Here is a 26780-nt window from a genome sequence, read left to right as displayed (position 1 = left end):
GTGATTAGTCTATTCGACATGTTTAAGGTGGGGATTGGTCCCTCATCTTCCCATACCGTAGGGCCTATGAAGGCAGGTAAACAGTTCGTCGATGATCTGGTCGAAAAAGGCTTACTGGATAGCGTTACCCGCGTTGCCGTGGACGTTTATGGTTCACTGTCGCTGACGGGTAAAGGCCACCATACCGATATCGCCATTATTATGGGTCTTGCAGGTAACGAACCTGCCACCGTGGATATCGACAGTATTCCCGGTTTTATTCGCGACGTAGAAGAGCGCGAACGCCTGCTGCTGGCGCAGGGACGGCATGAAGTGGATTTTCCGCGTGACAACGGTATGCGTTTTCATAACGGCAACCTGCCGTTGCATGAAAACGGTATGCAAATCCATGCTTATAACGGTGATGAAGTCGTCTACAGCAAAACTTATTATTCCATCGGCGGCGGCTTTATCGTCGATGAAGAACATTTTGGTCAGGATGCCGCAAACGACGTGAGCGTGCCGTATCCGTTCAAATCCGCCACAGAGCTGCTGGCGTACTGTAATGAAACTGGCTATTCCCTTTCCGGTCTGGCAATGCAAAACGAACTGGCGCTGCACAGCAAAAAAGAGATCGATGAATATTTTGCTCATGTCTGGCAAACCATGCAGGCATGTATCGATCGCGGAATGAATACCGAAGGCGTATTGCCTGGCCCGCTGCGTGTTCCACGCCGTGCGTCTGCCCTGCGCCGGATGCTGGTTTCCAGCGATAAACTGTCTAACGATCCGATGAATGTCATCGACTGGGTAAATATGTTTGCGCTGGCGGTAAACGAAGAAAACGCCGCCGGTGGTCGCGTGGTAACTGCACCAACCAACGGAGCCTGCGGCATCGTTCCGGCAGTGCTGGCTTACTATGACCACTTTATTGAATCGGTCAGCCCGGACATCTATACCCGTTACTTTATGGCGGCCGGGGCAATTGGCGCATTATATAAAATGAATGCCTCTATTTCCGGTGCTGAAGTGGGTTGTCAGGGCGAAGTGGGTGTTGCCTGTTCAATGGCTGCTGCGGGTCTTGCAGAACTGTTGGGCGGTAGCCCGGAACAGGTTTGTGTGGCGGCGGAAATTGGCATGGAACACAACCTTGGTCTGACTTGTGACCCGGTTGCAGGTCAGGTTCAGGTGCCGTGCATTGAACGTAACGCCATTGCCTCTGTGAAAGCGATCAATGCCGCACGCATGGCCTTACGCCGCACCAGTGCACCGCGCGTCTCGCTGGATAAGGTCATCGAGACAATGTACGAAACAGGTAAGGACATGAACGCCAAATACCGTGAAACCTCTCGCGGCGGTCTGGCAATTAAAGTCCAGTGTGACTAATACTTTTCTTTCGCCCATCTGCAACGGATGGGCGAATTTCTCTCGCTTTCTCGTCTGCTGTAAATTTCCCCACTACACTTCCACTGTTGCGTCAGGCGTTTGTTGCCATGCGCTTACAGGGCGGCCCGCATGCAAAAAGCACAACGGATCATTAAAACCTATCGCCGTAATCGAATGATTGTTTGTACAATTTGCGCACTTTTTACGCTTGTAGCGACACTAAGCGTGCGGTTTATTTCACAGCGTAACTTAAATCAACAGCGGGTGATCCTCTTCGCCAATCACGCTGTTGAAGAGCTGGATAAAGTCTTGCAGCCCCTTCAGGAAGGACGCGAGCTTTTACTTCCGTTGATTGGCCTCCCCTGCTCAGTCGCTCATTTGCCTCTACGCAAGCAGGCCGCAAAACTGCAAACCGTGCGTTCTATTGGTCTGGTTCAAAACGGTACGCTCTATTGCTCCAGTATTTTTGGCTATCGAAATGTCCCTGTTTATGATATTCAAACCGATTTGCCTGCCCCACGGCCTCTTCTGCGTCTTTCCACCGATCGCGTGTTGATTAAAGGTAGTCCAGTGCTGATCCAGTGGTATCCCTTGTCATCACATAGCGGTGATGGCGTTCTGGAGATGATCAACATTGGGTTATTGACGACGATGTTACTGGAGCCGCAGTTGCCGCAAATTAGAAACGCCAGCCTGACGGTGGCCGATCGCCATTTACTCTATGATGACGGTCTGGTTGATTCTTTACCTCCGCTTAATGGCAATGAACGTTACCAGGTTTCATCGCAAAATTTTCCTTTTACCATTAGCGTCAGCGGACCTGGTGCGACGCAACTGGCGTTGCATCATCTTCCCAGTCAGCTCCCGCTGGCTGTACTGTTGAGTTTACTGGTGGGTTATGTTGCATGGCTTGCAACCGCACACAGAATGAGTTTTTCGCGCGAAATTAATCTTGGCCTTGCGCAACATGAGTTCGAGCTATTCTGTCAACCTTTACTAAACGCACGTAGTCAGCAATGTATTGGCGTAGAGATATTGCTGCGCTGGAATAACCCACGTCAGGGTTGGATCTCGCCGGATGTGTTTATCCCTATTGCGGAAGAACATCACCTGATAGTGCCGCTTACCCGTTATGTGATGATGGAAACCATCCGTCAAATCCACGTTTTTCCAATAAGCAACCAGTTTCACATTGGGATTAACGTCGCCCCCAGCCATTTTCGCCGTGGCGTGCTGTTGAAAGATCTTAATCAGTACTGGTTCAGTGCTCACCCGATTCAGCAACTCATCCTTGAAATAACCGAGCGCGATGCCTTACTGGATGTTGATTATCGGATTGCCCGCGAACTGCATCGTAAAAACGTCAAACTGGCGATTGATGATTTCGGCACCGGCAACAGTTCGTTTTCCTGGCTGGAAACGTTACGCCCTGACGTCCTGAAAATTGATAAGTCATTCACCGCTGCAATTGGTTCAGACGCGGTTAACTCGACGATAACCGATATCATCATTGCGTTGGGGCAAAGACTGAATATTGAACTGGTGGCGGAGGGCGTAGAAACGCAAGAACAGGCAAAATATTTACGCCGTCATGGGGTGCATATTTTACAAGGATATTTGTACGCGCAACCAATGCCGCTGCGTGATTTCCCAAAATGGCTGGCGGGCAGCCAACCGCCGCCCGCCCGGCATAATGGGCATATCACGCCCGTTATGCCATTTCGTTAATGATTATTCGTCTTCGTCGTGAGCCAGTTGCTCTTTAACAATACGAACCAGGTCAACACGATAATCGTTAGCTTCAACAATGGTAATATGCAACGGCCCTACGTTAATCACATCGCCCGCACGCGGGATGTGACCATTTGCAGAAATCACCAGACCTGCGACCGTCGCGATATCATCGTCATCAGCAAGGTGCTCAACATCAAGCGCCTGCTGTAAGGCGTGGAGGTCTGTACCACCTTTTACCAGCCAGCCGTCGCCGTCGGTAATGATTTCCGGCGTTTCATCAGCATCCGGGAACTCACCTGCAATGGCTTCCAGCACATCCAGAGGCGTAACCAGACCTTGCACCACACCAAACTCGTTGGTCACGATCACAAAACTACCGCGAGCACGACGCAGCACGCCCAGCAGATTGATCGGATCGAGGGTTTCCGGAACGATAATCGCCGGAGACGCCGAAGCAATCGCCGCTACATCAACGCCCTCTTCCAGTGCCACCAGCAGTTCTTTCGCACGCACGATACCGATGATTTCATCCAGCTCTCCGCGACATACCGGGAACAGGCTATGTGGCGAAGAAAGCAACTGCTCACGGATTTCATCGACACTAAGGTTAGCGTCAACCCAGCTGATTTCGCCGCGCGGCGTCATAATCCCGCGCAGAGAGCGCGACGCCAGAGTCAGTACACCGTTAATCATGTATCGCTCTTCTTCGGCAAACGCACCTTCCGGCACCGGGATCGGCATCGGGTTATCCGCATCATGCTGCACATTCGCCTGACGTTTACCGCCCATCAAACGCAGGATGGCATCAGCAGTACGTGCACGCAGCGGTAAAGTCGACTGGTGACGAATAAAGTTACGGCGCGCAATTTGGTTAAATACTTCGATAATGATCGAGAAGCCAATCGCGGCATACAGGTAACCTTTCGGAATGTGGAAACCAAAGCCTTCTGCTACCAGACTCAGACCAATCATTAACAGGAAGCTCAGACAGAGCACCACTACCGTTGGATGCTGGTTAACGAATCGCGTCAGCGGTTTCGATGCCAGCAACATGACTGCCATCGCAATCACCACCGCTGCCATCATAACCGGCAGATGGTTGACCATCCCTACTGCAGTAATCACCGCATCCAGCGAGAAGACGGCATCAAGGATGACAATCTGTGTTACGACCACCCAGAAACTGGCATAGCCTTTGCCATGACCAGAATCATGATCGCGGTTTTCCAGCCGTTCATGTAGCTCCGTTGTCGCTTTAAACAACAAGAATATCCCCCCGAGCAACATAATCAGATCGCGGCCGGAGAAGGAAAAATCCATCACGGTAAATAGCGGTTTGGTCAGGGTGACCATCCATGAAATCAGCGATAACAGTCCCAGACGCATGATCAGCGCCAGCGACAGCCCCAACAAACGTGCTTTATCACGTTGTTTTGGCGGCAGTTTATCGGCAAGAATGGCGATAAAAACCAGGTTATCGATACCCAGCACGATTTCAAGAACGACAAGCGTGAGTAGCCCCGCCCAAATCGAGGGGTCCATTAAGAATTCCATGACAAGCTCCTGCTTAAGGAATAGCTATTCGGCGCCAGAAATAATGCAGGCGTAACGACAAAATGCAAACAAAAGGTGCGGCAAAAAATGCCAGAAAGGCAGGCGCTGAAAGGCCTGATGCTGAAATGACGTCGGTGACGATCCATACTGCGGGCTGCTGCCCCATACTCCTTGATTGTTAAACGGGAGTTAAACATATCAGAGAGAACTCTGATTTGGCAAAGATTTACCTTCCTTTGCAAACGAATGTAACGAGGGTATTTTACCTTTCGGAATTTTGCTAATCCAAAGTTAAATTACGGATCCTCATCACATAAAATATTTTTTTCGCTATCTAAAATAAATCGCGAAACGCAGGGGGTTTTTGGTTGTAACCCTTATCTGAATCGATTCGATTGTGGACGACGATTCAAAAAATACATCTGGCACGTTGAGGTGTTAACAATAATAAAGGAGGTAGCAAGTGACCATTGCTATTGTTATAGGCACACATGGTTGGGCTGCAGAGCAGTTGCTTAAAACGGCAGAGATGCTGTTAGGCGAGCAGGAAAACGTCGGCTGGATCGATTTCGTTCCAGGTGAAAATGCCGAAACGCTGATTGAAAAGTACAACGCTCAGTTGGCAAAACTCGACACCACTAAAGGCGTGCTGTTTCTCGTTGATACATGGGGCGGCAGCCCGTTCAATGCTGCCAGCCGTATTGTCGTCGACAAAGAGCATTATGAAGTGATCGCAGGCGTTAACATTCCAATGCTGGTGGAAACGTTAATGGCTCGTGATGATGACCCTGGCTTTGATGAACTGGTGGCGCTGGCAGTAGAAACAGGCCGTGAAGGCGTGAAAGCACTGAAAGCCAAACCGGTTGAAAAAGCAGCGCCAGCACCCGCCGCCGCCGCACCAAAAGCGGCTCCAACTCCGGCAAAACCAATGGGACCAAATGACTACATGGTTATTGGCCTTGCGCGTATCGACGATCGTCTGATTCACGGTCAGGTCGCTACCCGCTGGACCAAAGAAACCAATGTCTCCCGTATTATCGTTGTTAGTGATGAAGTGGCTGCGGATACCGTTCGTAAGACACTGCTCACCCAGGTTGCACCTCCGGGCGTAACAGCACACGTGGTTGATGTTGCCAAGATGATCCGTGTCTACAACAACCCGAAATATGCTGGCGAACGTGTAATGCTGTTATTCACCAACCCGACAGATGTTGAGCGCCTCGTTGAAGGCGGCGTGAAAATTACCTCTGTTAACGTTGGCGGTATGGCATTCCGTCAGGGTAAAACCCAGGTGAATAACGCGGTTTCGGTTGATGAAAAAGATATCGAAGCGTTCAAAAAACTGAATGCGCGTGGTATCGAACTGGAAGTCCGTAAGGTTTCCACCGATCCGAAACTGAAAATGATGGATCTGATCAGCAAAATCGATAAGTAACGTATTGTGTTGATTATCACTCAGTTTTCACACTTAAGTCTTACGTAAACAGGAGAAGTACAATGGAGATTACCACTCTTCAAATTGTGCTGGTATTTATCGTAGCCTGTATCGCAGGTATGGGATCAATCCTCGATGAATTTCAGTTTCACCGTCCGCTAATCGCCTGTACCCTGGTGGGTATCGTTCTTGGCGATATGAAAACCGGTATTATTATCGGTGGGACTCTGGAAATGATCGCACTTGGCTGGATGAACATCGGTGCCGCAGTTGCGCCTGATGCCGCTCTGGCTTCCATCATTTCTACCATTCTGGTTATCGCTGGTCATCAGAGCATCGGTGCCGGTATCGCGCTGGCAATCCCGCTGGCCGCTGCGGGTCAGGTGCTGACCATCATCGTTCGTACCATCACCGTTGCTTTCCAGCACGCTGCGGATAAGGCGGCTGATAATGGCAACCTGACGGCAATTTCCTGGATCCACGTTTCTTCTCTGTTCCTGCAAGCGATGCGTGTGGCTATCCCGGCCGTGATTGTTGCGCTGTCTGTAGGCACCAGTGAAGTTCAGAACATGCTGAACGCCATTCCGGAAGTGGTGACTAATGGTCTGAATATCGCCGGTGGCATGATCGTGGTGGTTGGTTATGCGATGGTTATCAACATGATGCGTGCTGGATACCTGATGCCGTTCTTCTACCTCGGCTTCGTAACCGCAGCATTCACCAACTTTAACCTGGTTGCTCTGGGTGTGATTGGTACTGTTATGGCAGTGCTCTACATCCAACTTAGCCCGAAATATAACCGCGTAGCCGGTGCGCCTGTTCAGGCTGCTGGTAACAACGATCTCGATAACGAACTGGACTAACAGGTGAGCGAAATGGTTGATACAACTCAAACTACCACCGAGAAAAAACTCACTCCGAGTGATATTCGTGGCGTCTTCCTGCGTTCTAACCTCTTCCAGGGTTCATGGAACTTCGAACGTATGCAGGCACTGGGTTTCTGCTTCTCTATGGTTCCGGCGATTCGTCGCCTCTATCCTGAGAACAACGATGCCCGTAAACAGGCGATTAAACGTCACCTCGAATTCTTTAACACCCAACCGTTTGTGGCGGCGCCAATCCTCGGCGTAACCCTGGCGCTGGAAGAACAGCGCGCTAACGGCGCAGAGATCGACGACGGTGCTATCAACGGTATCAAAGTAGGTCTGATGGGGCCGCTGGCAGGCGTGGGCGACCCGATCTTCTGGGGTACGGTACGTCCGGTATTCGCGGCGCTGGGTGCCGGGATCGCAATGAGCGGCAGCCTGTTAGGTCCGCTGCTGTTCTTTATTCTGTTTAACCTGGTACGCCTGGCAACCCGTTACTACGGCGTAGCGTATGGTTACTCCAAAGGTATCGATATCGTTAAAGATATGGGTGGCGGCTTCCTGCAAAAACTGACGGAAGGGGCGTCTATTCTCGGCCTGTTTGTCATGGGGGCATTGGTTAACAAGTGGACACATGTCAACATCCCGCTGGTAGTCTCTCGCATCACCGACCAGACGGGTAAAGAGCACGTTACCACTGTCCAGACCATTCTTGACCAGTTAATGCCAGGCCTGGTGCCGCTGTTGCTGACTTTCGCCTGTATGTGGCTGCTGCGCAAAAAAGTTAACCCTCTGTGGATCATCGTTGGCTTCTTCGTCATCGGTATCGCTGGTTACGCTTGCGGCCTGCTGGGACTGTAATACTGTTGTACACTACCGGGGCCTATTGGCCCCGTTTTTTTATCTGGAGGATTAATGACAATCACGGATCTGGTACTGATTCTGTTCATCGCCGCACTCCTGGCCTTTGCGATATACGATCAGTTCATCATGCCCCGACGCAACGGCCCCACCCTGCTGGCAATTCCTTTGCTCCGGCGCGGTCGCATCGATAGCGTTATCTTCGTCGGGCTGATTGTCATTCTTATCTATAACAATGTGACCAACCATGGCGCACAAATAACCACCTGGTTATTAAGTGCACTGGCGCTAATGGGCTTTTATATTTTCTGGATCCGGGTTCCGAAAATCATTTTTAAACAGCAAGGTTTTTTCTTCGCCAATGTCTGGATTGAATATCGCCGAATTAAAGCGATGAACTTATCGGAAGATGGCGTACTGGTGATGCAATTAGAACAGCGCCGTTTATTAATCCGCGTTCGAAATATCGACGATCTGGAAAAAATTTATAAACTTCTCGTGTCAACTCAATAAGTTATAGATTTAGCCGAAGCTATGTTTAGTGTATTTTTAATAACCACACATAGCTTAGGCTATATTATTCCTTCTCTTATTTGTTATTTATTTTAACGTTTTATTGATATATAAATCTAAATGAAAATCGTTATCAACAATACAATACAATAATATATCCCAACAGTTGTTTTATATTCTCAAAATATGTTAAGGTTGCGCCCTCATTTGGGGAGTAGCCGATTTCCAGATTCCGGAAATGTACGTGTCAACATACTCGTTGCAAAACGTGGCACTTACGGACTGAACACCTTCAGTCAGGCGAGACCATATGCACATCAATCGCTATGCCTGCATGGGCGCTTCTTGTCGTTCATGTGTGCATGTTTGCTGGGGGCGGTGATGTGTTTTATGGATACCCCGGTCAGGACGTTGTCATGAATATCACTGCTACTGTTCTTCTTGCTTTTGGTATGTCGATGGATGCCTTTGCTGCATCAATCGGTAAAGGTGCCACCCTCCATAAACCGAAATTTTCTGAAGCCCTGCGCACTGGCCTTATTTTTGGTGCCGTTGAAACGCTGACGCCGCTGATTGGCTGGGGTATGGGCATGTTAGCCAGCCGCTTTGTTCTCGAGTGGAACCACTGGATTGCGTTTGTACTGCTGATATTTCTCGGCGGGCGAATGATTATTGAGGGTTTTCGTGGTGGAGACGATGAGGATGAAGAACCGCGTCGTCGTCACGGTTTCTGGTTGCTGGTAACTACCGCAATTGCCACCAGTCTGGATGCCATGGCGGTTGGTGTTGGTCTGGCCTTCCTGCAAGTTAATATTATTGCTACTGCACTGGCGATTGGCTGCGCCACCTTGATCATGTCAACATTAGGTATGATGGTGGGTCGCTTTATCGGTTCAATTATTGGCAAAAAAGCGGAAATTCTTGGCGGGCTGGTGCTTATTGGCATTGGCGTCCAGATCCTCTGGACGCACTACCACGGCTAATTTGTTCGTTGCCAGACGTGAATATTAAAGTCCGTCTGGCAATCAAATTCTTCTTTTGCCGCCAGCGTTTGCCAGACTTCTGGCTTGGCGCGCCAGGCAAACGGTGTCATCTGTAACAACGCAACGGCCTCATCTCCGCGCAGGCGCATCGGATAACACAATTCATCGCTCTGCTGTAATGTAAAACCTTCCAGTTGTTCCGTATGGAGCGCATGTAGATGTACTTCGTCGTAAATCAGCCCCTTCAGCTCCATTAAATGTCGTGGTCCCGGGGTAGCGGTAATGACCCATCCTCCCGGTTTGACCACGCGCGCTAATTCTTCTGCTTTGCACGGCGCGTAGATACGGACAACGGCATCCATACTGGTATCAGAAAACGGCAGACGGTGGCTGGAAGCGACACAAAAGGTGACCTGCTGATAGCGTTTTGCCGCAGCCTTAATCGCGACCTTAGAGACATCCAGACCAAAAGTAGTCACACCCGGCAATGCCTCGGCAAAAGCATGAGTGTAGTACCCTTCCCCACAGCCAATATCCAGTATTGCCGTTGCGTGCTCATCAAGACAATCACACAACTGAGCAACTATCGCATCACGAAGCGGCTGATAATGCCCGGCATCTAAAAATGTACGCCGCGCTTGCATCATTTCCGCACTATCACCCGGATCGCGGGATCGTTTATGCTGAACGGGCAGCAAATTAACATATCCCTCTTTCGCCATATCAAATTGATGCCGTTTGGGACAGATATAGCTGTTTTTTTCAAGCGATAGCGGCTGATGACAAAGTGGACAGGAAAACGACATGACAACTCCGGCAGGATACTAAAGGCCGCAAGTGTAACGCGAATTGCGCGACGGGCAAATATCCGCAGGCAAGAGCGCGAATAAAACAAAGTAAAAAGCCTCGCATTTGGACGAGGCTTGATAGCGAGATTGAAGCGCGTTTACACTTCAGATCAGTGGTTTCGATCAGATTGCTGTTACGTTAACAGCTGCCGGACCTTTCTGGCCGTCCTGAATTTCGAACTCAACGTTCTGGCCTTCGGCCAGAGTTTTGAAGCCATTACCCTGGATAGCGGAAAAGTGTACGAATACATCTTTGCTGCCATCAGCCGGAGTAATGAAGCCAAAACCTTTAGACTCGTTGAACCACTTAACCTGACCTTTAATCTTTGCCATTTGAAAAATTCCTTAGATTGTTTTCTTCGCCCGCAGGCATTACAGAGATAAAACTGACACATTACTGCATGAGGCACTAATATAAGGCTCGGCAGAGAAGCGGTATTCAACGACAACGTGTTTACTCAGGACTTCTTTACTGAAAATGCCACACATAAACAGAACTGTACCTCGTTTAACCCGAAACTGTTATCACATACAACGTTAATTATGGCAAGCCATTTTTAAACATGTCTCGATCAGCCGCACAAATCTCGATACGCCTTCCACTTTTTTGCACATTTATGCAACGGAATACATGTCGATATATCGATGCACTTAACCATACCATTACAAACAGATACTTGATCTGATGTAGTTTCTAACATAGTTCAATAAGTTCAGTTCTTCCAGAGCAGCACTACAACTTATTACGCAATGCGAGCGATATCACTTTTTATGATATATAACGAATAAAATATTATATAAATTCACTCCATAAAACAGTCAGTTAACAACAAACTAGAGTACAATAAAGAAACTATACTTAAGGCATATTATTATTTTAAAATAAGAAAAATTGATGAAATACTAAAAAGTGAGAATAGAAACGTTTCGCTAATAAACAATACCGTGATTGATCACAATTCCGATGTAAACATCCCAATAACTTAGCGGGGTAAATATCTTTTTCCGATATCGATGTTATGAAATAAATAACACGATAAATAATTGAAGTCAGACCAGAGTATTAATTTAAATCAATTGCACCACTATAGTGCATATATGAATGATAAGATGAGTAACCCGTTAACACCAGGGTTACTCAAATTTGAGGACGGATTACCGTTCAGCTACCAGGCGGATGATATCGTCATCTTCAGCCGCTTTTTGGTTCTCTGCAGCACTGGTATCTGTTTTTTCAGGTTCGCTTGCTTCGCACAAACGACGTAACAGCGCATTTTGCCGTTTTTGCTGATCCAGCAATGCCTCAAGAAGTTCAATCTGTTCGTTAGTCCGTGAACTGGCACGGTTGATGAAAAACCACAAGATGAGCCCAATAGCGAGAACTACCACCGATACAACCAAAGACGCAATGTTCATCACGCCTGAATTTACAACTTCGTTCATTTCACCACCTCTAAGTAGAGGCGCCATTCTACCACTGCCACACAGGAAGGAAATCTACCGTTGAAAAAATGATATCACCACGGGATAAATTGATTGATGGTACAAATTCCGTTGAAAAATTGTACGTCCTGATCGCACATCATATTGAACACCTGCGCCCATAGCAGCAAGCAAGCCAGCACAGCGACAACCAGAACGCCCCATCGAAACTTTTTCACTCCAGTCTCCGTTTAAACTACCTTATGTCATTAAACTATCATGCGTTAGTTAAACAGCGCCTAACTATGTCGATATTCGTGCTTTTTCGGAACTATACGCTTGCTTCAGCCCATATTACCGCTACGATTAGGCGAACAAAAAAGAGATGAGGTCATAATGCGATTCATTATTCGCACAATTATGTTGATAGCACTGGTATGGACAGGATTATTACTAAGCGGATATGGCGTTCTGATTGGAAGCAAGGAGAATGCCGCTGGGTTAGGTTTGCAATGTTCCTATCTGACCGCCAGAGGCACCAGCACGGTACAATACCTACACACTAAAAGTGGGCTTTTCGGAATAACAGATTGCCCGCTGTTACGTAAAAGCAATAACGTTGTAGATAATGGCTAAAGGCATAAATAACTACTTAAACCGAAGATAAAAAGTACATTCATCGCCATAGCGTACTATGTTACGCCATTTGTAACTTTATTTAACCCACGCGAAATACAGAACCTGTCTGAATATTATACAGACAGGTTCTTCCTCTAATCAGAACGGATAGTCGTGATACCCCATTTGAGAGGAAATTTTACGCGCCGCCGTATGCAGCATAGTCACGTACTCCTGCAAACGCTCCTCAGAAAAACGCAGGGTCGGGAAGGAAATACTCAAACCAGCAATAACCACGCCAAAGCGGTCAAATACCGGAACTGCGATACAGCGCAGCCCCTCCTCCTGCTCTTCGTTATCTTCGCCATAACCTTGCTCACGCACCAGATCCAACACCGGTAATAACGCTTCTGTGCTGGTAATGGTACGATCGGTACTGCGTTTATACTCAACGCCCTCAAGGATTTGCTTCACTTCATCACGATCGCGCCAGGCCAGCAATACTTTACCAATCGCAGTACTGTAAAGCGGATTACGACGACCAACCCGAGAATACATGCGCAAATTGTACATAGAGTCAATTTTGTGGATGTAAACAATGCTGTCTTCATCCAGCGCGCCAAGGTGGATGGTCTCTTTGGTCAGGCGGGAAAGCTCACGCATCTGGATATCTGCGCTACGAATAAGATCAACATTTTGTAACGCGCGGGCGCCCAGTTCAAACAATTTCAGGGTCAGCGAATATTTCTCTGACTCCCCTTCCTGCGCCACGTAGCCCAGGGTTTTCATGGTCTGTAAAAAGCGATAAACGGTGCTTTTTGACATCATGACGCGCTGTGACAGCTCGGTTATCCCTATTTCACGCTCTTCGCCCAGCGCCTGCAAAATGCCAAAAACTTTCAGTACAGAAGATACAGAATCAGGCTGTTTATCCAGATCTGCGTTAGCCATTTATCACCTCATTGCGAGTGTTTTATAAAAATCAGAACTGTTTTTTATTATAATTTCGTGCCAGGGTGGTCGCAATCCATCTTTTGCCGGTTAGTTACAATTCTGCGACATTCGCCGTGAATATCAGTGCTAGAATCATACCCCTGTTGATTATTACCAAAAGATATAAAATTCCTATGCCAAAAGTTCAGGCCGATGGTCTGCCGTTGCCTCAGCGATACGGCGCGATTTTAACCATTATTATTGGTATTTCGATGGCGGTCCTCGACGGCGCTATCGCTAACGTCGCCTTGCCAACAATCGCCACAGACCTTCATGCCACGCCAGCCAGCTCCATCTGGGTAGTGAACGCCTATCAAATTGCCATTGTCGTCTCTCTGCTCTCATTCTCGTTTCTGGGAGATATGTTTGGCTATCGACGTATTTATAAATGCGGATTGGTCGTTTTTCTGTTGTCTTCGCTGTTCTGCGCCCTTTCTGATTCGCTGCAAATGCTCACCCTGGCGCGTGTAATACAAGGTTTCGGCGGCGCAGCACTGATGAGCGTCAATACTGCACTTATCCGCCTGATCTACCCGCAGCGTTTTCTGGGTAGGGGGATGGGAATTAACTCGTTTATTGTTGCCGTCTCCTCGGCTGCCGGTCCGACAATTGCAGCGGCAATTCTTTCCTTTGCTTCCTGGAAATGGTTATTTTTAATCAACGTGCCGTTGGGTATTATCGCTCTGCTTCTGGCGATACGTTTTCTGCCACCTAATGGATCGCGTTCCAGTAAACCTCGTTTTGACCTGCCCAGTGCAGTAATGAATGCGTTAACCTTCGGCCTGCTTATTACTGCGTTGAGTGGTTTCGCTCAGGGGCAATCGCTGACGTTGATTGCAGCAGAACTGGCGGTAATGGTTGTCGTGGGTATATTCTTTATTCGCCGCCAGCTTTCTCTTCCCGTACCGCTGCTACCGGTGGATTTACTGCGCATTCCGCTGTTTTCACTTTCTATTTGCACGTCTATTTGCTCTTTCTGCGCACAGATGTTGGCAATGGTTTCTCTGCCCTTTTACCTGCAAACCGTGCTTGGGCGCAGTGAAGTAGAAACGGGTTTACTCCTGACGCCGTGGCCGTTAGCTACCATGGTGATGGCACCGCTGGCAGGCTATCTGATAGAGCGCGTACATGCAGGATTGCTGGGTGCTTTAGGTTTGTTCATTATGGCAGCGGGTCTGTTTTCACTGGTTCTGCTGCCCGCTTCTCCTGCGGATATCAACATTATCTGGCCAATGATCTTATGCGGCGCTGGATTTGGCTTATTTCAGTCCCCCAATAACCACACCATTATTACCTCCGCCCCTCGCGAACGTAGCGGTGGTGCCAGTGGCATGTTAGGTACAGCTCGTCTGCTTGGTCAGAGTAGCGGCGCGGCTCTGGTGGCTCTGATGTTAAATCAGTTTGGCGATAATGGTACGCACGTCTCGCTGATGACTGCGGCTATTCTGGCTGTGATTGCTGCCTGCGTCAGTGGGTTACGGATTACCCAGCCACGATCCCAGGCATAAAAAAAGCGCGTCGACCAGGACGCGCTTTTTAGCATTTACTTCATATTACTTCAGGTATTCACCGGTGCGCAGAGCTTCAATACGTTTATCCAGCGGCGGGTGAGTCATGAACAGCTCACTGAGCGATTTTGACTTACCGTTAATGCAGAAAGCCATCATGCTCGTTGCTTCTTGCGGCTCATAGCTGGTTTTAAGACGCTGCAGCGCGGCAATCATTTTTTCACGGCCAACCAGTTTCGCTGAACCCGCATCGGCGTGGAATTCACGATGACGCGAGAACCACATGGTAATAATGCTCGCCAGAATACCAAATACCAGTTCCAGCACCGTCGCGACTGCAAAGTAGATCAGCGGGTTACCGTTGCTCTCTTCACCTTCGTCACGGTTACCGCCCATGAAGCCAGCGGCCAGTTGCGCGAGAATACGAGAAATAAAGATAACGAAGGTGTTCACCACCCCCTGAATCAGCGTCATCGTAACCATATCACCATTGGCAATGTGGCTAATTTCGTGAGCGATTACTGCCTCGGCTTCATCCGGGCTCATGTTTTGCAACAAACCGGTGCTGACAGCAACCAGAGAGGCATCACGGCGCGCACCGGTTGCAAAGGCGTTGATATCCGGCGCATGGTAGATAGCCACTTGCGGCATAGCAATTCCAGCCTGACGCGCCTGGGTTGCAACAGTATTGATCAGCCAACGTTCCCTTTCGTTACGCGGTTGCTCGATCACTTCCCCGCCAACAGATCGTAATGCCATCCATTTGGACATCAGAAGCGAAACGAAGGAACCACCAAAACCGAACAGCAAGGCCATAATCATCAGCCCCTGAACACTGCTCGACTGTATCCCTGTCAGGCTCAGTACCAGCCCGAAAACGACCATCACGGCCAGGTTCGTTAGCAGGAAGAGCGCGATTCGCATCATAATTTTCTTTTTACCTCAGTTTAACAAAACGCAATATGCGATACCCACATCGTATGGGCTACGTGACTATTTTCAAGTCCGGATAGCGCGTAAGTCACCAGAAAGACACAACTTTACATTTTGTAGCATCTGATTTACGGCATCTTGCCACTGTTAAAAAATCAGGCACAATTTCTTGTGCCTGATTGATGTTACTTGACGGGGGCGGGCTGTTCCGCAGGTCTGGCTTTTTCCAGACGCGCCAAATCAAGCGCGATGTTCACTGTTTCATCCAGATACGGATCTGGCTCCTTGTAATCTTTTGGCAGATCGTCCAGTTTCTTCAACTCCGGTTTTCCTTCGCGTTTAAAGCGATCGTTCAACCGCGCCAGACGCGTCGCATCATCTTCGTTATTCTCTTTTTCACGCACAGCGTAATTCAGAGAAACGATGTTGCGTTTGTCCTTCATGGCGTTGAAGCGAGCGATATCCTTCATGATGTTCTGGAACTCAGGATCCTTCGCGATACGCGCATTATGTTCCTTCAGCAACTCCGGTTCAAACGCCGTTAAGTCTCCAGATTTCACATAGGTTGCAGCGTCAATGCTATCCCACGGTAGCGCGTTATCTTCGAATTTCTCACCGGTTTCCGTCTCTTCATTGCCCGTAGGCATGATGATATCTGGCGTTACGCCTTTACGTTGCGTACTGCCGCCGTTAACGCGATAGAATTTCTGGATTGTGTACTGTACTGAACCCAACGCCGGCCATTCAGGACGTAACATCTGATCGTAGATACGGTTCAGAGAACGATACTGCTGGACTGTGCCTTTACCAAATGTCGGTTCACCCACAACCAGCGCACGACCGTAATCCTGCATGGCAGCAGCAAAGATTTCCGAAGCCGAAGCACTGAAACGGTCAACCAGCACCACTAACGGGCCTTTATAGAAAACCTGACCGTCGTTATCGCTATCTTCGCGAACCTTGCCGTTGTTATCACGAACCTGCACAATCGGACCTGATGGAATAAACAGCCCAGAGAGCGATACCGCTTCAGTCAGCGCCCCCCCGCCGTTGCTGCGTAGGTCGATAATGACACTGCTGACATTTTGTTTTTCCAGTTTCTGCAGTTGAACTTTGACATCGTCCGTCAAGCCAACATAGAAGCCCGGAATATCCAGCACACCGACTTTTTCTTTACCGACAGTCTTCACAGACATTTTAACTGCACGGTCTTCCAGACGAATACGTTCACGCGTCAGCGTTACTGTCCGGGTCTTGGTCCCTTTACCCGCAGGCAGAATTTCCAGACGAACCTTACTGCCTTTCGGCCCTTTGATTAAGGCAACGACATCATCAAGACGCCAGCCGATCACGTCAACCATCGGTTTACCGGTTTGTCCGACACCGACAATTTTGTCACCAACGCTGATAGCTTTACTCTTCGCTGCTGGCCCACCCGCCACCATTGAATTGATAACGGTGTAGTCATCATCCATTTGCAGTACTGCGCCAATACCTTCCAGCGACAAACTCATTTCAGTATTGAACTGTTCGGTATTGCGCGGAGAAAGGTAGTTGGTATGTGGGTCGATTTCGCGTGCAAACGCCGTCATTGCCAGCGAGAAAACATCTTCGCTGTTGGTTTGCGCCAGACGACGAATAGCAAATTTGTAGCGGCGAGTCAGGGTTTCACGAATTTCTTTATCCGTTTTTCCTGCCAGCTTCAGGCTTAACTCGTCGAATTTAACTTTACTGTCCCACAGCGCGTTTAACTCGGCCTCGTTTTTCGGCCAGGGCGCTTTGCTGCGATCCAGGTTATAGGAATCGTTGCCGGTAAAATCCATCGGCTTTTCCAGTACAGACAACGCATACTGGTAACGTTCGAAGCGGCGTTTTTGCGCCAGATTGTAGAGATCGTAGAAAACGTCAAGTTTGCCGGTGCGAAGCTCATCGCCCAACTCGGTTTTCTTTTTCGCAAATTGTTCGACATCGCTTGCCAGCAGCACATTGTGGCTGTAATCAAGCAAGTTCAGGTAGCGGTCAAAGATTTTGGCCGAGAACGCCTGATCGAGATCGAACTGACGATAATGGGAACGGGTGAAGCGCGACGTTACGCGCTCACTCACAGTCGCATGCTGCGTCTCTTCCTTTAATACCGGAATTTGATCAGCACGCGTAATATCTTCTACTGCGAAGGTCTGGCCTGCTATTGCAAGCAGGCCAGCTAACGCGGTAAGCCTAAAAAACATGTTCATGCCTGGCCCGGCCTCCGTTTCAGAACACCAGGTGTTCTGCGCGCACAATCAAAGACATACCCGAATTCAGTTGGACGCGGACGCCGTCTTTGGTGATTTCTAATACGGTGGCATCCATCGCGTTTTGACCAGCTTTCACCTTCAGGGCTTGTCCGACAGTCAGAGCTGAAATGTCAGAAACCGGGGTATGCTGTTCTTCGCGAGGTGCTTTTACTGTTTTTGGCGCTTTCTCAGCCGGTTTTTGCGCGCGAGGTTTGCGCTCGGCGCCTTCTTTACGGCGTTGCGCGGCAGGACGTGGTTTACGTTCGCGGCGTGGTGCATCTTCTTTCTCACCAGCAGCTGCGGCAGCTTCGCGTTTTTTCGCTTGCTGTTCAGCGCGCTGAGCCTGAACGCGTGCTTTCGCTTCTTCAAGCTGTTTGCGAGCATGTTCTACATGCTGCTCGTCCAGCTCACCGCATGGGTTGCCGTCAAGATCGACACGCGTTGCGCCGGGTTTAACACCGTAAAGGTAACGCCAGCTCGAAGTGTAGAGACGTAAAGCGGATCGCAGTTGCGTTTTGCTCAGGTTCATTTCCCCGGCAACACGATCGACCAAATCCTGAAAAATACCGATTTTCAGCGGACGCGCTTCACCTTCCGCACTGAAACAGTGGGGAAAACGTTCGGCCAGAAACGCGATTACTTCTTTACTGCTATTCAACTTAGGTTGATTTTCCATGAAATTTCCTGATTACAACGGACGTAGCCAACAAGCGCAGGCATGAACAGGCGTCATTATAATGACGCCATCAGTAAATGCTACGTTATCCGTTGATTATCCTGCGACGCTCGCAAAGAATTTTTTGTAATCCGTCATTGCAAGCACCTTTTCAAGCTGTGCCACAAGCTGACGTAAGCCTTGCTCGTCCTCGTCTGTAAAGCGACCGAAGACGGTACTGTCGATGTCGAGAACACCAATAATCTGATTTTTCACCACCAGCGGCAGGACAATTTCAGAATTACTCGCCGCATCACAGGCAATATGCCCATCAAAAGCGTGAACATCCTCGATTCGTTGTACTTGATTGCGGGCAACCGCAGTGCCGCACACGCCGCGCCCGACGGGGATCCGTACACAGGCAATTTTGCCCTGAAATGGTCCGAGCACCAGCGTATCGTCCTCAAGCAAATAAAAACCGGCCCAGTTTACGTCTGCCAGACGTTCGTATAACAACGCGCTGGTGTTTGCCAGCGTTGCCAGAAAACTGGTCTCTCCCGCCATCAGCGCGTTAAAGTCGCGATTTAAATCCGCGTAAAATTCTGTTTTGTTCATTATATAATCACTTGGTTGTCTTACCTGGAACTGCCAGCCTATTAAAATAAGCATTAAATGCGTTAATGCTCAAGATCATTCCCATCATGGGTTAAGATTAATGTTAATTCTTATTACATTTGGCACGTCATGGCACTTAACACCCCGCAAATTACGCCAACAAAAAAGATAACAGTGAGCTCAATCGGCAAGGAACTGCCGCGTGGTGATTACCAACGTTGCCCGCAATGTGACATGCTGTTTAGCCTGCCCGAGATAAATTCTCATCAAAGTGCCTATTGTCCGCGCTGTCAGGCCAAAATTCGTGACGGGCGTGACTGGTCGCTAACGCGCCTGGCGGCAATGGCGTTCACCATGCTATTGCTGATGCCGTTTGCCTGGGGCGAACCACTGTTGCATATCTGGCTGTTAGGTATTCGTATTGACGCCAACGTCATGCAAGGCATCTGGCAAATGACCAAACAGGGCGATGCGATAACGGGGGCGATGGTCTTTTTCTGCGTTATTGGTGCCCCACTTATCCTCGTCACATCTATTGCTTATTTGTGGTTTGGCAACCGACTGGGGATGAACTTACGCCCGGTACTGCTGATGCTTGAGCGACTAAAAGAGTGGGTGATGCTGGATATCTACCTGGTCGGCATTGGTGTTGCTTCTATAAAGGTACAGGATTATGCCCATATCCAGGCGGGTGTCGGCTTATTCTCTTTTGTAGCGTTGGTGATTTTAACGACGGTGACGTTGTCACATCTTAATGTTGAACAGCTGTGGGAGCGATTTTATCCTGAACGCCCTGCCACGCGCAGGGACGCGAAACTACGTGTTTGCCTGGGGTGTCACTTTACCGGCTATCCTGATCCGCGCGGTCGCTGCCCCCGCTGCCATATCCCGCTTCGCCTGCGTCGTCATCATAGTCTTCAAAAATGTTGGGCGGCGTTGTTGGCTTCAGTCGTCTTGTTGTTACCAGCTAACCTGTTGCCTATCTCGATCATTTATCTGAACGGTGGACGACAAGAAGATACGATTCTTTCCGGCATCATGTCGCTGGCAAACAGCAACATTGCGGTCGCCGGAATTGTGTTTATCGCCAGTATTCTGGTGCCGTTTACCAAAGTGATTGTGATGTTCACTTTATTATTGAGCATTCATTTTAAATGCCAACAAGGATTACGCACGCGAATACTGTTACTGCGAATGGTGACCTGGATTGGTCGCTGGTCGATGCTCGATCTGTTTGTCATTTCTTTAACTATGTCGCTGATCAATCGCGATCAGATCCTCGCTTTTACTATGGGACCGGCTGCGTTTTATTTCGGCGCAGCGGTTATTTTAACTATTCTTGCAGTGGAATGGCTGGACAGCCGCTTACTTTGGGATGCACATGAGTCAGGAAACGCCCGCTTCGACGACTGAAGCGCAGATTAAAACTAAACGCCGTATCTCACCTTTCTGGCTGCTGCCGTTCATCGCGCTAATGATTGCCGGTTGGCTGATTTGGGACAGTTATCAGGATCGGGGGAACACCGTCACCATCGACTTTATGTCGGCGGATGGTATTGTCCCGGGCCGCACCCCTGTTCGTTATCAGGGCGTTGAAGTCGGAACTGTGCAGGATATCAGCCTGAGCGATGATCTTCGTAAGATTGAAGTCAGGGTCAGCATCAAGTCCGATATGAAAGATGCGCTGCGCGAAGAGACGCAGTTCTGGCTGGTGACGCCAAAAGCCTCTCTAGCAGGTGTTTCCGGACTGGATGCACTGGTTGGGGGTAACTATATCGGCATGATGCCAGGCAAAGGCAAAGAGCAGGATCACTTTGTCGCCCTCGATACCCAACCGAAATATCGGCTGGATAATGGTGATCTAATGATCCACCTACAGGCTCCCGATCTTGGTTCGCTGAATAGTGGTTCGCTGGTCTATTTTCGCAAGATCCCGGTGGGACGTGTCTACGACTATGCGATCAATCCCAATAACCAGGGCGTGGTGATTGATGTCCTGATTGAGCGGCGTTTTACCGATCTGGTGAAAAAAGGGAGTCGCTTCTGGAACGTTTCTGGCGTTGATGCCAATGTCAGTATCAGTGGCGCGAAAGTGAAACTGGAAAGTCTGGCTGCGCTGGTTAACGGTGCGATTGCCTTCGATTCGCCGGAAGAGTCGAAACCCGCCGAAGCGGAAGATACCTTTGGTTTGTATGAAGATCTCGCCCACAGCCAGCGTGGGGTAATCATAAAACTGGAACTGCCGAGCGGTGCCGGATTAACCGCCGACTCAACACCGTTAATGTATCAGGGTCTGGAAGTCGGACAACTGACGAAACTGGATTTAAACCCAGGCGGCAAAGTCACCGGAGAAATGACCGTAGATCCCAGCGTCGTAACGCTGTTACGGGAAAATACCCGCATCGAATTACGCAACCCGAAATTATCCCTCAGCGATGCGAATCTCAGCGCCCTGCTCACGGGCAAAACCTTCGAACTGGTGCCGGGCGATGGTGAGCCACGCAAGGAGTTTGTCGTTGTGCCTGGCGAGAAAGCCCTGCTGCATGAACCTGATGTTCTGACGCTGACCCTGACCGCGCCGGAAAGTTACGGTATTGATGCCGGTCAGCCACTCATTCTGCATGGTGTGCAGGTCGGTCAGGTAATTGAACGTAAACTCACCAGCAAAGGCGTCACCTTTACCATCGCCATTGAACCACAGCATCGCGAGCTGGTAAAAGGCGACAGCAAATTCGTCGTCAACAGCCGTGTGGACGTAAAAGTGGGACTAGACGGCGTCGAGTTTCTCGGTGCCAGCGCCTCTGAATGGATCAACGGAGGGATACGTATTCTGCCGGGCGATAAAGGCGAGATGAAAGCCAGCTATCCGCTGTATGCCAATCTGGAAAAAGCCCTGGAAAACAGCCTTAGCGATTTGCCCACCACGACCGTGAGTTTGAGTGCAGAAACATTACCAGACGTGCAGGCGGGATCGGTAGTGCTGTACCGTAAGTTTGAGGTTGGCGAAGTCATCACCGTGCGCCCACGGGCTAACGCCTTTGATATCGATCTGCATATTAAGCCGGAATATCGCAACCTTCTGACCAACAACAGCGTGTTCTGGGCAGAAGGCGGGGCGAAAGTTCAGCTTAATGGTAGCGGCCTGACCGTACAGGCTTCGCCACTTTCACGGGCGTTAAAGGGTGCTATCAGCTTCGATAACCTCAGCGGCGCCAGCGCCAGCCAGCGTAAAGGCGATAAGCGTATTCTTTATGCATCAGAAACGGCGGCTCGTGCGGTCGGCGGACAGATTACGCTCCACGCTTTTGATGCCGGAAAACTGGCGGTCGGTATGCCAATTCGCTACCTCGGTATTGATATCGGGCAAATCCAGACGCTGGATCTGATAACCGCACGTAATGAAGTACAGGCAAAAGCGGTGCTCTATCCGGAATATGTCCAGACTTTCGCTCGCGGTGGTACACGCTTTTCGGTGGTCACACCGCAGATTTCGGCAGCCGGCGTTGAGCACCTTGATACCATCCTCCAGCCGTATATCAATGTCGAACCCGGTCGTGGAAATCCTCGCCGCGACTTTGAATTACAGGAGGCTACCATTACCGACTCTCGTTACCTGGATGGCTTAAGCATTATTGTTGAAGCGCCAGAAGCCGGATCGTTAGGCATCGGTACACCGGTACTATTCCGTGGTCTGGAAGTGGGTACGGTCACTGGAATGACGCTGGGTACACTATCGGATCGGGTGATGATTGCGATGCGCATCAGTAAACGCTACCAGCACCTGGTGCGGAACAATTCCGTCTTCTGGTTGGCATCGGGCTACAGTCTGGACTTTGGTCTTACGGGCGGCGTAGTGAAAACCGGTACATTTAACCAGTTTATCCGTGGCGGGATCGCCTTTGCCACTCCGCCTGGTACTCCGCTGGCACCGAAAGCCCAGGAAGGCAAACACTTCTTGTTGCTGGAAAGCGAACCGAAAGAGTGGCGTGAGTGGGGAACCGCGCTACCCAAATAATGCGCACTGCTCCGGCGTACCTGCGCCGGAGCGTTTATGCTAAACTGCGCGCCTGTTTTTTTGCCAGTGGTACATGCTCGTGGCCCAACATACCGTTTATTTCCCGGACGCCTTTCTGACGCAAATGCGTGAAGCAATGCCTTCGACGCTCTCTTTTGATGATTTTCTCGCCGCCTGTCAGCGCCCGTTGCGCCGTAGCATTCGCGTTAATACGCTGAAAATCTCCGTTGCAGATTTCCGGCGATTAACCGCTCCTTATGGCTGGACGCTAACGCCGATCCCGTGGTGTGAAGACGGTTTCTGGATCGAACGTGACGATGAAGACGCATTGCCGCTGGGCAGTACCGCTGAACATTTGAGTGGCTTGTTTTATATTCAGGAAGCCAGTTCAATGTTACCGGTTGCTGCATTGTTTGCCGATGGTAACGCCCCAAAACGGGTGATGGATGTCGCTGCTGCGCCGGGCTCCAAAACGACACAAATTGCCGCACGGATGAATAACGAAGGGGCGATCCTTGCCAACGAGTTTTCCGCCAGCCGGGTTAAAGTGTTGCACGCCAATATCAGCCGCTGTGGCATCAGTAATGTTGCGCTCACGCATTTTGATGGCCGCGTGTTTGGTGCGGCATTGCCAGAAATGTTCGATGCTATTTTGCTGGATGCCCCCTGCTCCGGCGAAGGCGTGGTGCGTAAAGATCCCGATGCGCTGAAAAACTGGTCACCAGAAAGCAATCAGGAGATCGCAGCCACCCAGCGAGAACTGATCGACAGTGCCTTTCATGCATTACGTCCTGGCGGTACGCTGGTTTACTCGACCTGCACCTTAAACCGGGAAGAAAACGAAGCCGTTTGCCTGTGGCTGAAAGAGACTTACCCCGACGCAGTAGAGTTTTTACCGCTGGGCGATCTATTCCCTGGCGCGGACAAGGCGCTGACCGAGGAAGGCTTTTTGCACGTCTTCCCACAAATTTATGATTGCGAAGGTTTTTTCGTTGCTCGTCTGCGTAAAACTCAGGCGATTCCCGCGTTGCCTGCGCCGAAATATAAAGTGGGCAATTTCCCGTTTACCGTAGTGAAAGATCGCGAAGCCGGACAAATTCATCAGGCGGCTGCGAGTGTCGGCTTAAACTGGGATGAAAACCTGCGCCTCTGGCAGCGCGATAAAGAAATCTGGTTATTCCCGGTGGGCATTGAAGCGTTGATAGGTAAAGTCCGATTTTCCCGTCTGGGGATTAAACTTGCTGAAACGCATAACAAAGGTTATCGCTGGCAGCATGAAGCTGTCATTGCCCTTGCTTCAGTCGCCCATGCTAACGCGTTTGAACTGACACCACAGGAAGCGGAAGAGTGGTATCGCGGGCGCGACGTCTACCCACAAACCGCGCCAACTACGGATGATGTGCTGGTCACCTTCCAACATCAGCCAATCGGTTTAGCCAAACGTATTGGTTCACGGCTGAAAAACAGTTACCCACGGGAGCTGGTGCGCGACGGGAAACTTTTTACCGGTAAAGCCTGACCGCACACAAAAAAGCGCACTTTTTGACTGGCGAATCTGACTGCCTTGACTAGGCTGAAAAATGGTACGACCGAACTGGTCGTACCACAATCGGCACTTAAATGGAGAGCACGAAGATGAAAACCAGTGTACGCATAGGCGCTTTTGAAATCGACGACGGCGAGTTAACCGGCGAATCGCCTGGTGACCGAACGTTAATCATCCCCTGTAAATCTGACCCGGATTTATGTATGCAACTTGATGCCTGGGACGCCGAAACCAGCATCCCAGCCCTGCTAAACGGCGAACACTCTGTCCTTTACCGTACCCGCTACGATCAAAAGTCTGATGCCTGGATTATGCGTCTTGCCTGATCCAAAAAGAACCCGTCGGCATGACGGGTTATTTATCCTGGTTATTTCCCCCGTTGTAAAATCTCCCCTAAACTTAACGGTACGGCACCGCACTTCGAGGATGAAATGTTCGCGCTGGTACTTTTTGTTTGCTATCTGGACGCTGGCTGTGACGATATTGTGGTTGATATCTACAATACGGAACAGCAGTGCCTCTATTCAATGGACGATCAACGGATCCGTCACGGAGGCTGTTTTCCGATTGAGGATTTTATTGATGGTTTCTGGCGACCTGCACAGGAGTACAGTGACTTTTAATTATTGCAGTTGCACAAGAGTCAACTCACCTCCGAAGACGGCGCCGGTATCAATATAATGCAAGTTACCGATATCCACGCGATGCCGTAAGGGCGTATGCCCAAACCAGAAATGATCGGCACCTGTAATTCCCTGCCCTTTTTGCCCCCCACGCAATCGCGATCGACTCCACAACACCTGATGCAGATCGACTTCCTTATGCCACTCATAAATATCGTTGGGGTAATCCGCATGGGCGATGACATGCAATCCGCTACTACAGCTTAATTCAATTATCCACGGCAAAGACCAGCATTTTTCCAGCACGATTCTCGCCTGCTCGCATTGGCGCTCGGTCAGTGCAGCAAACCAGTCGCCACCATTCATAAACCACAAAGACATCTGCTGTGAATCCAGCGCATCCATCGCCATCTGCTCATGATTGCCTCTTACCGCTCTGATCCAGCGTTGTTCCAGTAATTGCAGGCAACGCAAACTCTCCGGGCCACGATCGATAACGTCACCAACCGAGATCAGCAAGTCTTGCCACGGGTCAAACCGGCAGTGCCACAATTTCTTACGCAGTTGCGCCAGGCAGCCATGAATATCCCCCACCAGCCAGATATGTCGCCACGGACTGCCATCAATCTTCTGATAGATGTGTCTTGCCTGTTTCATCAATTCTTTACTCCCGCGCGAAAGATCACATTATCTTAACAAAAATGTTAAAAAAGCCTGGACTGAAGCAGTAGAGTGTGTGTTATGGTTGATGGTAAAGTCAGTGCAGTAAAAGCTGTGATGTAATCATCAAACTGGCTTTATAGATAAAAAGAGACCGAATACGATTCCTGTATTCGGTCCAGGGAAATGGCTCTTGGGAGAGAGCCGTGCGCTAAAAGTTGGCATTAATGCAGGCTTAGTTGCCTTGCCCTTTAAGAATAGATGACGACACCAGGTTTGCCAGTTTGCGTGCAAAATGGTCAATAAAAAGCGTGCTTGTCATCGTCTTAAATGTTAAAAACCGCCCGTTCTGGTGAAAGAACTGAGGCGGTTTTTTATTTGAAATCAAACATTTACTGTAGATGATTAACAGAGTTTCTCAGCTCTTTCAATAAACGGTGCCAGACTCATTTTTTCACCTGGTTTGTTAGGATCATCAATCTGGATCACTGAAATAGGCTGGGCGTTGGTCTTTCCGCTGGTAACTTCTTTTTGCGCGACATCGTTCAAAGGGTACTGCACCAGGGTGCTGGGGTTAATGACATACAGCGCGTTGCCCGGTCGGCATGTCAGCATCACTTCTTCACGATTAAATGCCCATTTGTCTTTACCCATTTCAAAACGACTAACGGTGATCACTTGTGGCGCCGCCAGCGCCGCTGCCGAACTGGTAAGCAATACAAATGCCAGAATACTTTTTTTCATCATTTTCGTAATC

At 49.5% G+C, this 26780-nt stretch carries 28 protein-coding genes; 14 read left to right on the top strand and 14 right to left on the bottom strand.

Annotated elements, in window-relative coordinates:
* On the top strand, positions 1–1365 hold the full coding sequence (sdaA, locus tag RGV86_RS00590) for an L-serine ammonia-lyase (protein WP_000624293.1): 1365 nt from the start codon (positions 1–3) through the stop codon (positions 1363–1365).
* A gap of 129 nt (positions 1366–1494) precedes the next feature.
* Positions 1495–3093 carry an EAL domain-containing protein gene (locus RGV86_RS00585; RefSeq protein WP_085460644.1) on the top strand — a complete coding sequence of 533 codons (1599 nt, stop codon included), beginning with the start codon at positions 1495–1497 and terminating at the stop codon, positions 3091–3093.
* A gap of 3 nt (positions 3094–3096) precedes the next feature.
* Here RGV86_RS00585 and yoaE read toward each other — a convergent pair whose 3' ends face one another.
* Both yoaE and RGV86_RS00575 read right to left on the bottom strand, forming a co-directional pair.
* Positions 3097–4653, bottom strand: coding sequence for a CNNM family cation transport protein YoaE (gene yoaE, locus RGV86_RS00580; RefSeq protein WP_000394999.1), 1557 nt, complete (start codon positions 4651–4653; stop codon positions 3097–3099).
* A complete protein-coding gene (locus tag RGV86_RS00575; RefSeq protein ID WP_272941839.1) occupies positions 4641–4799 on the bottom strand; it encodes a protein YoaL in 159 nt (52 codons plus the stop codon). The genes yoaE and RGV86_RS00575 overlap by 13 nt, the downstream gene beginning before the upstream one ends.
* Positions 4800–5116: 317 nt before the next feature.
* On the opposite strand from RGV86_RS00575, the gene manX reads away from it, so the two are divergent.
* The 5 genes from manX to mntP all read left to right on the top strand — a co-directional run bounded on the left by manX (position 5117) and on the right by mntP (position 9311).
* Positions 5117–6088 (top strand): PTS mannose transporter subunit IIAB, encoded by a 972-nt coding sequence (gene manX / locus RGV86_RS00570; protein WP_000150530.1) that lies wholly within the window; start codon positions 5117–5119, stop codon positions 6086–6088.
* A gap of 62 nt (positions 6089–6150) precedes the next feature.
* Positions 6151–6951 (top strand): PTS mannose transporter subunit IIC, encoded by an 801-nt coding sequence (gene manY / locus RGV86_RS00565; protein ID WP_000406930.1) that lies wholly within the window; start codon positions 6151–6153, stop codon positions 6949–6951.
* Positions 6952–6963: 12 nt separating this feature from the next.
* A complete protein-coding gene (gene manZ / locus RGV86_RS00560) occupies positions 6964–7815 on the top strand; it encodes a PTS mannose transporter subunit IID (RefSeq protein WP_024165130.1) in 852 nt (283 codons plus the stop codon).
* 54 nt (positions 7816–7869) lie between these two features.
* Positions 7870–8328 carry a DUF986 family protein gene (locus RGV86_RS00555; RefSeq protein WP_000156263.1) on the top strand — a complete coding sequence of 153 codons (459 nt, stop codon included), beginning with the start codon at positions 7870–7872 and terminating at the stop codon, positions 8326–8328.
* Between the two features lie 416 nt (positions 8329–8744).
* Positions 8745–9311, top strand: coding sequence for a manganese efflux pump MntP (mntP, locus tag RGV86_RS00550; RefSeq protein ID WP_024165129.1), 567 nt, complete (start codon positions 8745–8747; stop codon positions 9309–9311).
* On the opposite strand, the gene rlmA is transcribed toward mntP, so the two are convergent.
* The 5 genes from rlmA to mgrB all read right to left on the bottom strand — a co-directional run bounded on the left by rlmA (position 9308) and on the right by mgrB (position 11820).
* Positions 9308–10117 carry a 23S rRNA (guanine(745)-N(1))-methyltransferase gene (gene rlmA / locus RGV86_RS00545; protein WP_032225360.1) on the bottom strand — a complete coding sequence of 270 codons (810 nt, stop codon included), beginning with the start codon at positions 10115–10117 and terminating at the stop codon, positions 9308–9310. The two genes, mntP and rlmA, sit on opposite strands and share 4 nt — an antisense overlap.
* 165 nt (positions 10118–10282) lie before the next feature.
* Positions 10283–10492 (bottom strand): transcription antiterminator/RNA stability regulator CspE, encoded by a 210-nt coding sequence (cspE, locus tag RGV86_RS00540; protein WP_001062678.1) that lies wholly within the window; start codon positions 10490–10492, stop codon positions 10283–10285.
* Positions 10493–10531: 39 nt separating this feature from the next.
* Positions 10532–10648 carry a DUF2627 domain-containing protein gene (locus RGV86_RS00535; RefSeq protein WP_032141266.1) on the bottom strand — a complete coding sequence of 39 codons (117 nt, stop codon included), beginning with the start codon at positions 10646–10648 and terminating at the stop codon, positions 10532–10534.
* Positions 10649–11314: 666 nt separating this feature from the next.
* Positions 11315–11602 carry a YebO family protein gene (locus RGV86_RS00530; protein WP_001006853.1) on the bottom strand — a complete coding sequence of 96 codons (288 nt, stop codon included), beginning with the start codon at positions 11600–11602 and terminating at the stop codon, positions 11315–11317.
* A 74-nt stretch (positions 11603–11676) separates the two neighbouring features.
* Positions 11677–11820 carry a PhoP/PhoQ regulatory lipoprotein MgrB gene (gene mgrB, locus RGV86_RS00525; RefSeq protein ID WP_000714530.1) on the bottom strand — a complete coding sequence of 48 codons (144 nt, stop codon included), beginning with the start codon at positions 11818–11820 and terminating at the stop codon, positions 11677–11679.
* A gap of 157 nt (positions 11821–11977) precedes the next feature.
* Here mgrB and RGV86_RS00520 point away from each other — a divergent pair, with 157 nt between their 5' ends.
* Complete coding sequence (locus tag RGV86_RS00520; RefSeq protein WP_001211004.1) at positions 11978–12217, top strand: YobH family protein; 240 nt, start codon at positions 11978–11980, stop codon at positions 12215–12217.
* 141 nt (positions 12218–12358) lie between these two features.
* Here the strand turns inward: RGV86_RS00520 and kdgR are convergent, their stop codons facing one another.
* On the bottom strand, positions 12359–13150 hold the full coding sequence (gene kdgR, locus RGV86_RS00515) for a DNA-binding transcriptional regulator KdgR (protein ID WP_001262205.1): 792 nt from the start codon (positions 13148–13150) through the stop codon (positions 12359–12361).
* A gap of 176 nt (positions 13151–13326) precedes the next feature.
* Between kdgR and RGV86_RS00510 the strand changes: the two genes are divergently transcribed.
* Entirely contained in the window at positions 13327–14700 is a 1374-nt protein-coding gene (locus RGV86_RS00510) for an MFS transporter (RefSeq protein WP_024212376.1), read from the top strand.
* Between the two features lie 45 nt (positions 14701–14745).
* Here RGV86_RS00510 and htpX read toward each other — a convergent pair whose 3' ends face one another.
* From htpX to msrC, 4 genes are all read right to left on the bottom strand, one after another.
* The gene (htpX, locus tag RGV86_RS00505) at positions 14746–15627 is read right to left on the bottom strand and encodes a protease HtpX (RefSeq protein WP_000984500.1); all 882 of its coding nucleotides are present in this window, start codon (positions 15625–15627) and stop codon (positions 14746–14748) included.
* Between the two features lie 191 nt (positions 15628–15818).
* Positions 15819–17867, bottom strand: a complete 2049-nt coding sequence (gene prc / locus RGV86_RS00500) for a carboxy terminal-processing peptidase (protein ID WP_032225363.1) — start codon at positions 17865–17867, stop codon at positions 15819–15821.
* Between the two features lie 19 nt (positions 17868–17886).
* On the bottom strand, positions 17887–18585 hold the full coding sequence (gene proQ / locus RGV86_RS00495) for an RNA chaperone ProQ (protein WP_000431365.1): 699 nt from the start codon (positions 18583–18585) through the stop codon (positions 17887–17889).
* 96 nt (positions 18586–18681) lie between these two features.
* A complete protein-coding gene (gene msrC, locus RGV86_RS00490) occupies positions 18682–19179 on the bottom strand; it encodes an L-methionine (R)-S-oxide reductase (RefSeq protein ID WP_001043872.1) in 498 nt (165 codons plus the stop codon).
* Between the two features lie 129 nt (positions 19180–19308).
* Here msrC and yebS point away from each other — a divergent pair, with 129 nt between their 5' ends.
* From yebS to RGV86_RS00465, 5 genes are all read left to right on the top strand, one after another.
* Positions 19309–20592: a membrane integrity lipid transport subunit YebS gene (gene yebS, locus RGV86_RS00485; protein WP_001207287.1), complete on the top strand. Its 1284-nt coding sequence runs from the start codon at positions 19309–19311 to the stop codon at positions 20590–20592.
* Positions 20561–23194 carry a lipid-binding membrane homeostasis protein YebT gene (yebT, locus tag RGV86_RS00480; RefSeq protein ID WP_085460643.1) on the top strand — a complete coding sequence of 878 codons (2634 nt, stop codon included), beginning with the start codon at positions 20561–20563 and terminating at the stop codon, positions 23192–23194. The genes yebS and yebT overlap by 32 nt, the downstream gene beginning before the upstream one ends.
* Positions 23195–23273: 79 nt before the next feature.
* Positions 23274–24713: a 16S rRNA (cytosine(1407)-C(5))-methyltransferase RsmF gene (rsmF, locus tag RGV86_RS00475; RefSeq protein WP_085460763.1), complete on the top strand. Its 1440-nt coding sequence runs from the start codon at positions 23274–23276 to the stop codon at positions 24711–24713.
* A 116-nt stretch (positions 24714–24829) separates the two neighbouring features.
* Positions 24830–25066 carry a DUF1480 family protein gene (locus RGV86_RS00470; protein ID WP_085460642.1) on the top strand — a complete coding sequence of 79 codons (237 nt, stop codon included), beginning with the start codon at positions 24830–24832 and terminating at the stop codon, positions 25064–25066.
* A 105-nt stretch (positions 25067–25171) separates the two neighbouring features.
* A complete protein-coding gene (locus tag RGV86_RS00465) occupies positions 25172–25363 on the top strand; it encodes a YdfD/YebW family protein (RefSeq protein ID WP_000457829.1) in 192 nt (63 codons plus the stop codon).
* On the opposite strand, the gene pphA is transcribed toward RGV86_RS00465, so the two are convergent.
* Both pphA and RGV86_RS00455 read right to left on the bottom strand, forming a co-directional pair.
* The gene (gene pphA / locus RGV86_RS00460) at positions 25364–26020 is read right to left on the bottom strand and encodes a protein-serine/threonine phosphatase (protein ID WP_000806430.1); all 657 of its coding nucleotides are present in this window, start codon (positions 26018–26020) and stop codon (positions 25364–25366) included.
* A gap of 408 nt (positions 26021–26428) precedes the next feature.
* On the bottom strand, positions 26429–26770 hold the full coding sequence (locus tag RGV86_RS00455; protein ID WP_000976489.1) for a YebY family protein: 342 nt from the start codon (positions 26768–26770) through the stop codon (positions 26429–26431).
* Positions 26771–26780 lie beyond the last annotated feature (10 nt).

This window comes from Escherichia ruysiae, assembly GCF_031323975.1.
Classification (GTDB): Bacteria; Pseudomonadota; Gammaproteobacteria; order Enterobacterales; family Enterobacteriaceae; genus Escherichia; species Escherichia ruysiae.
Note: the sequence above shows the minus strand (reverse complement) of the source record. Positions and strands in the feature narration are given on the sequence as shown.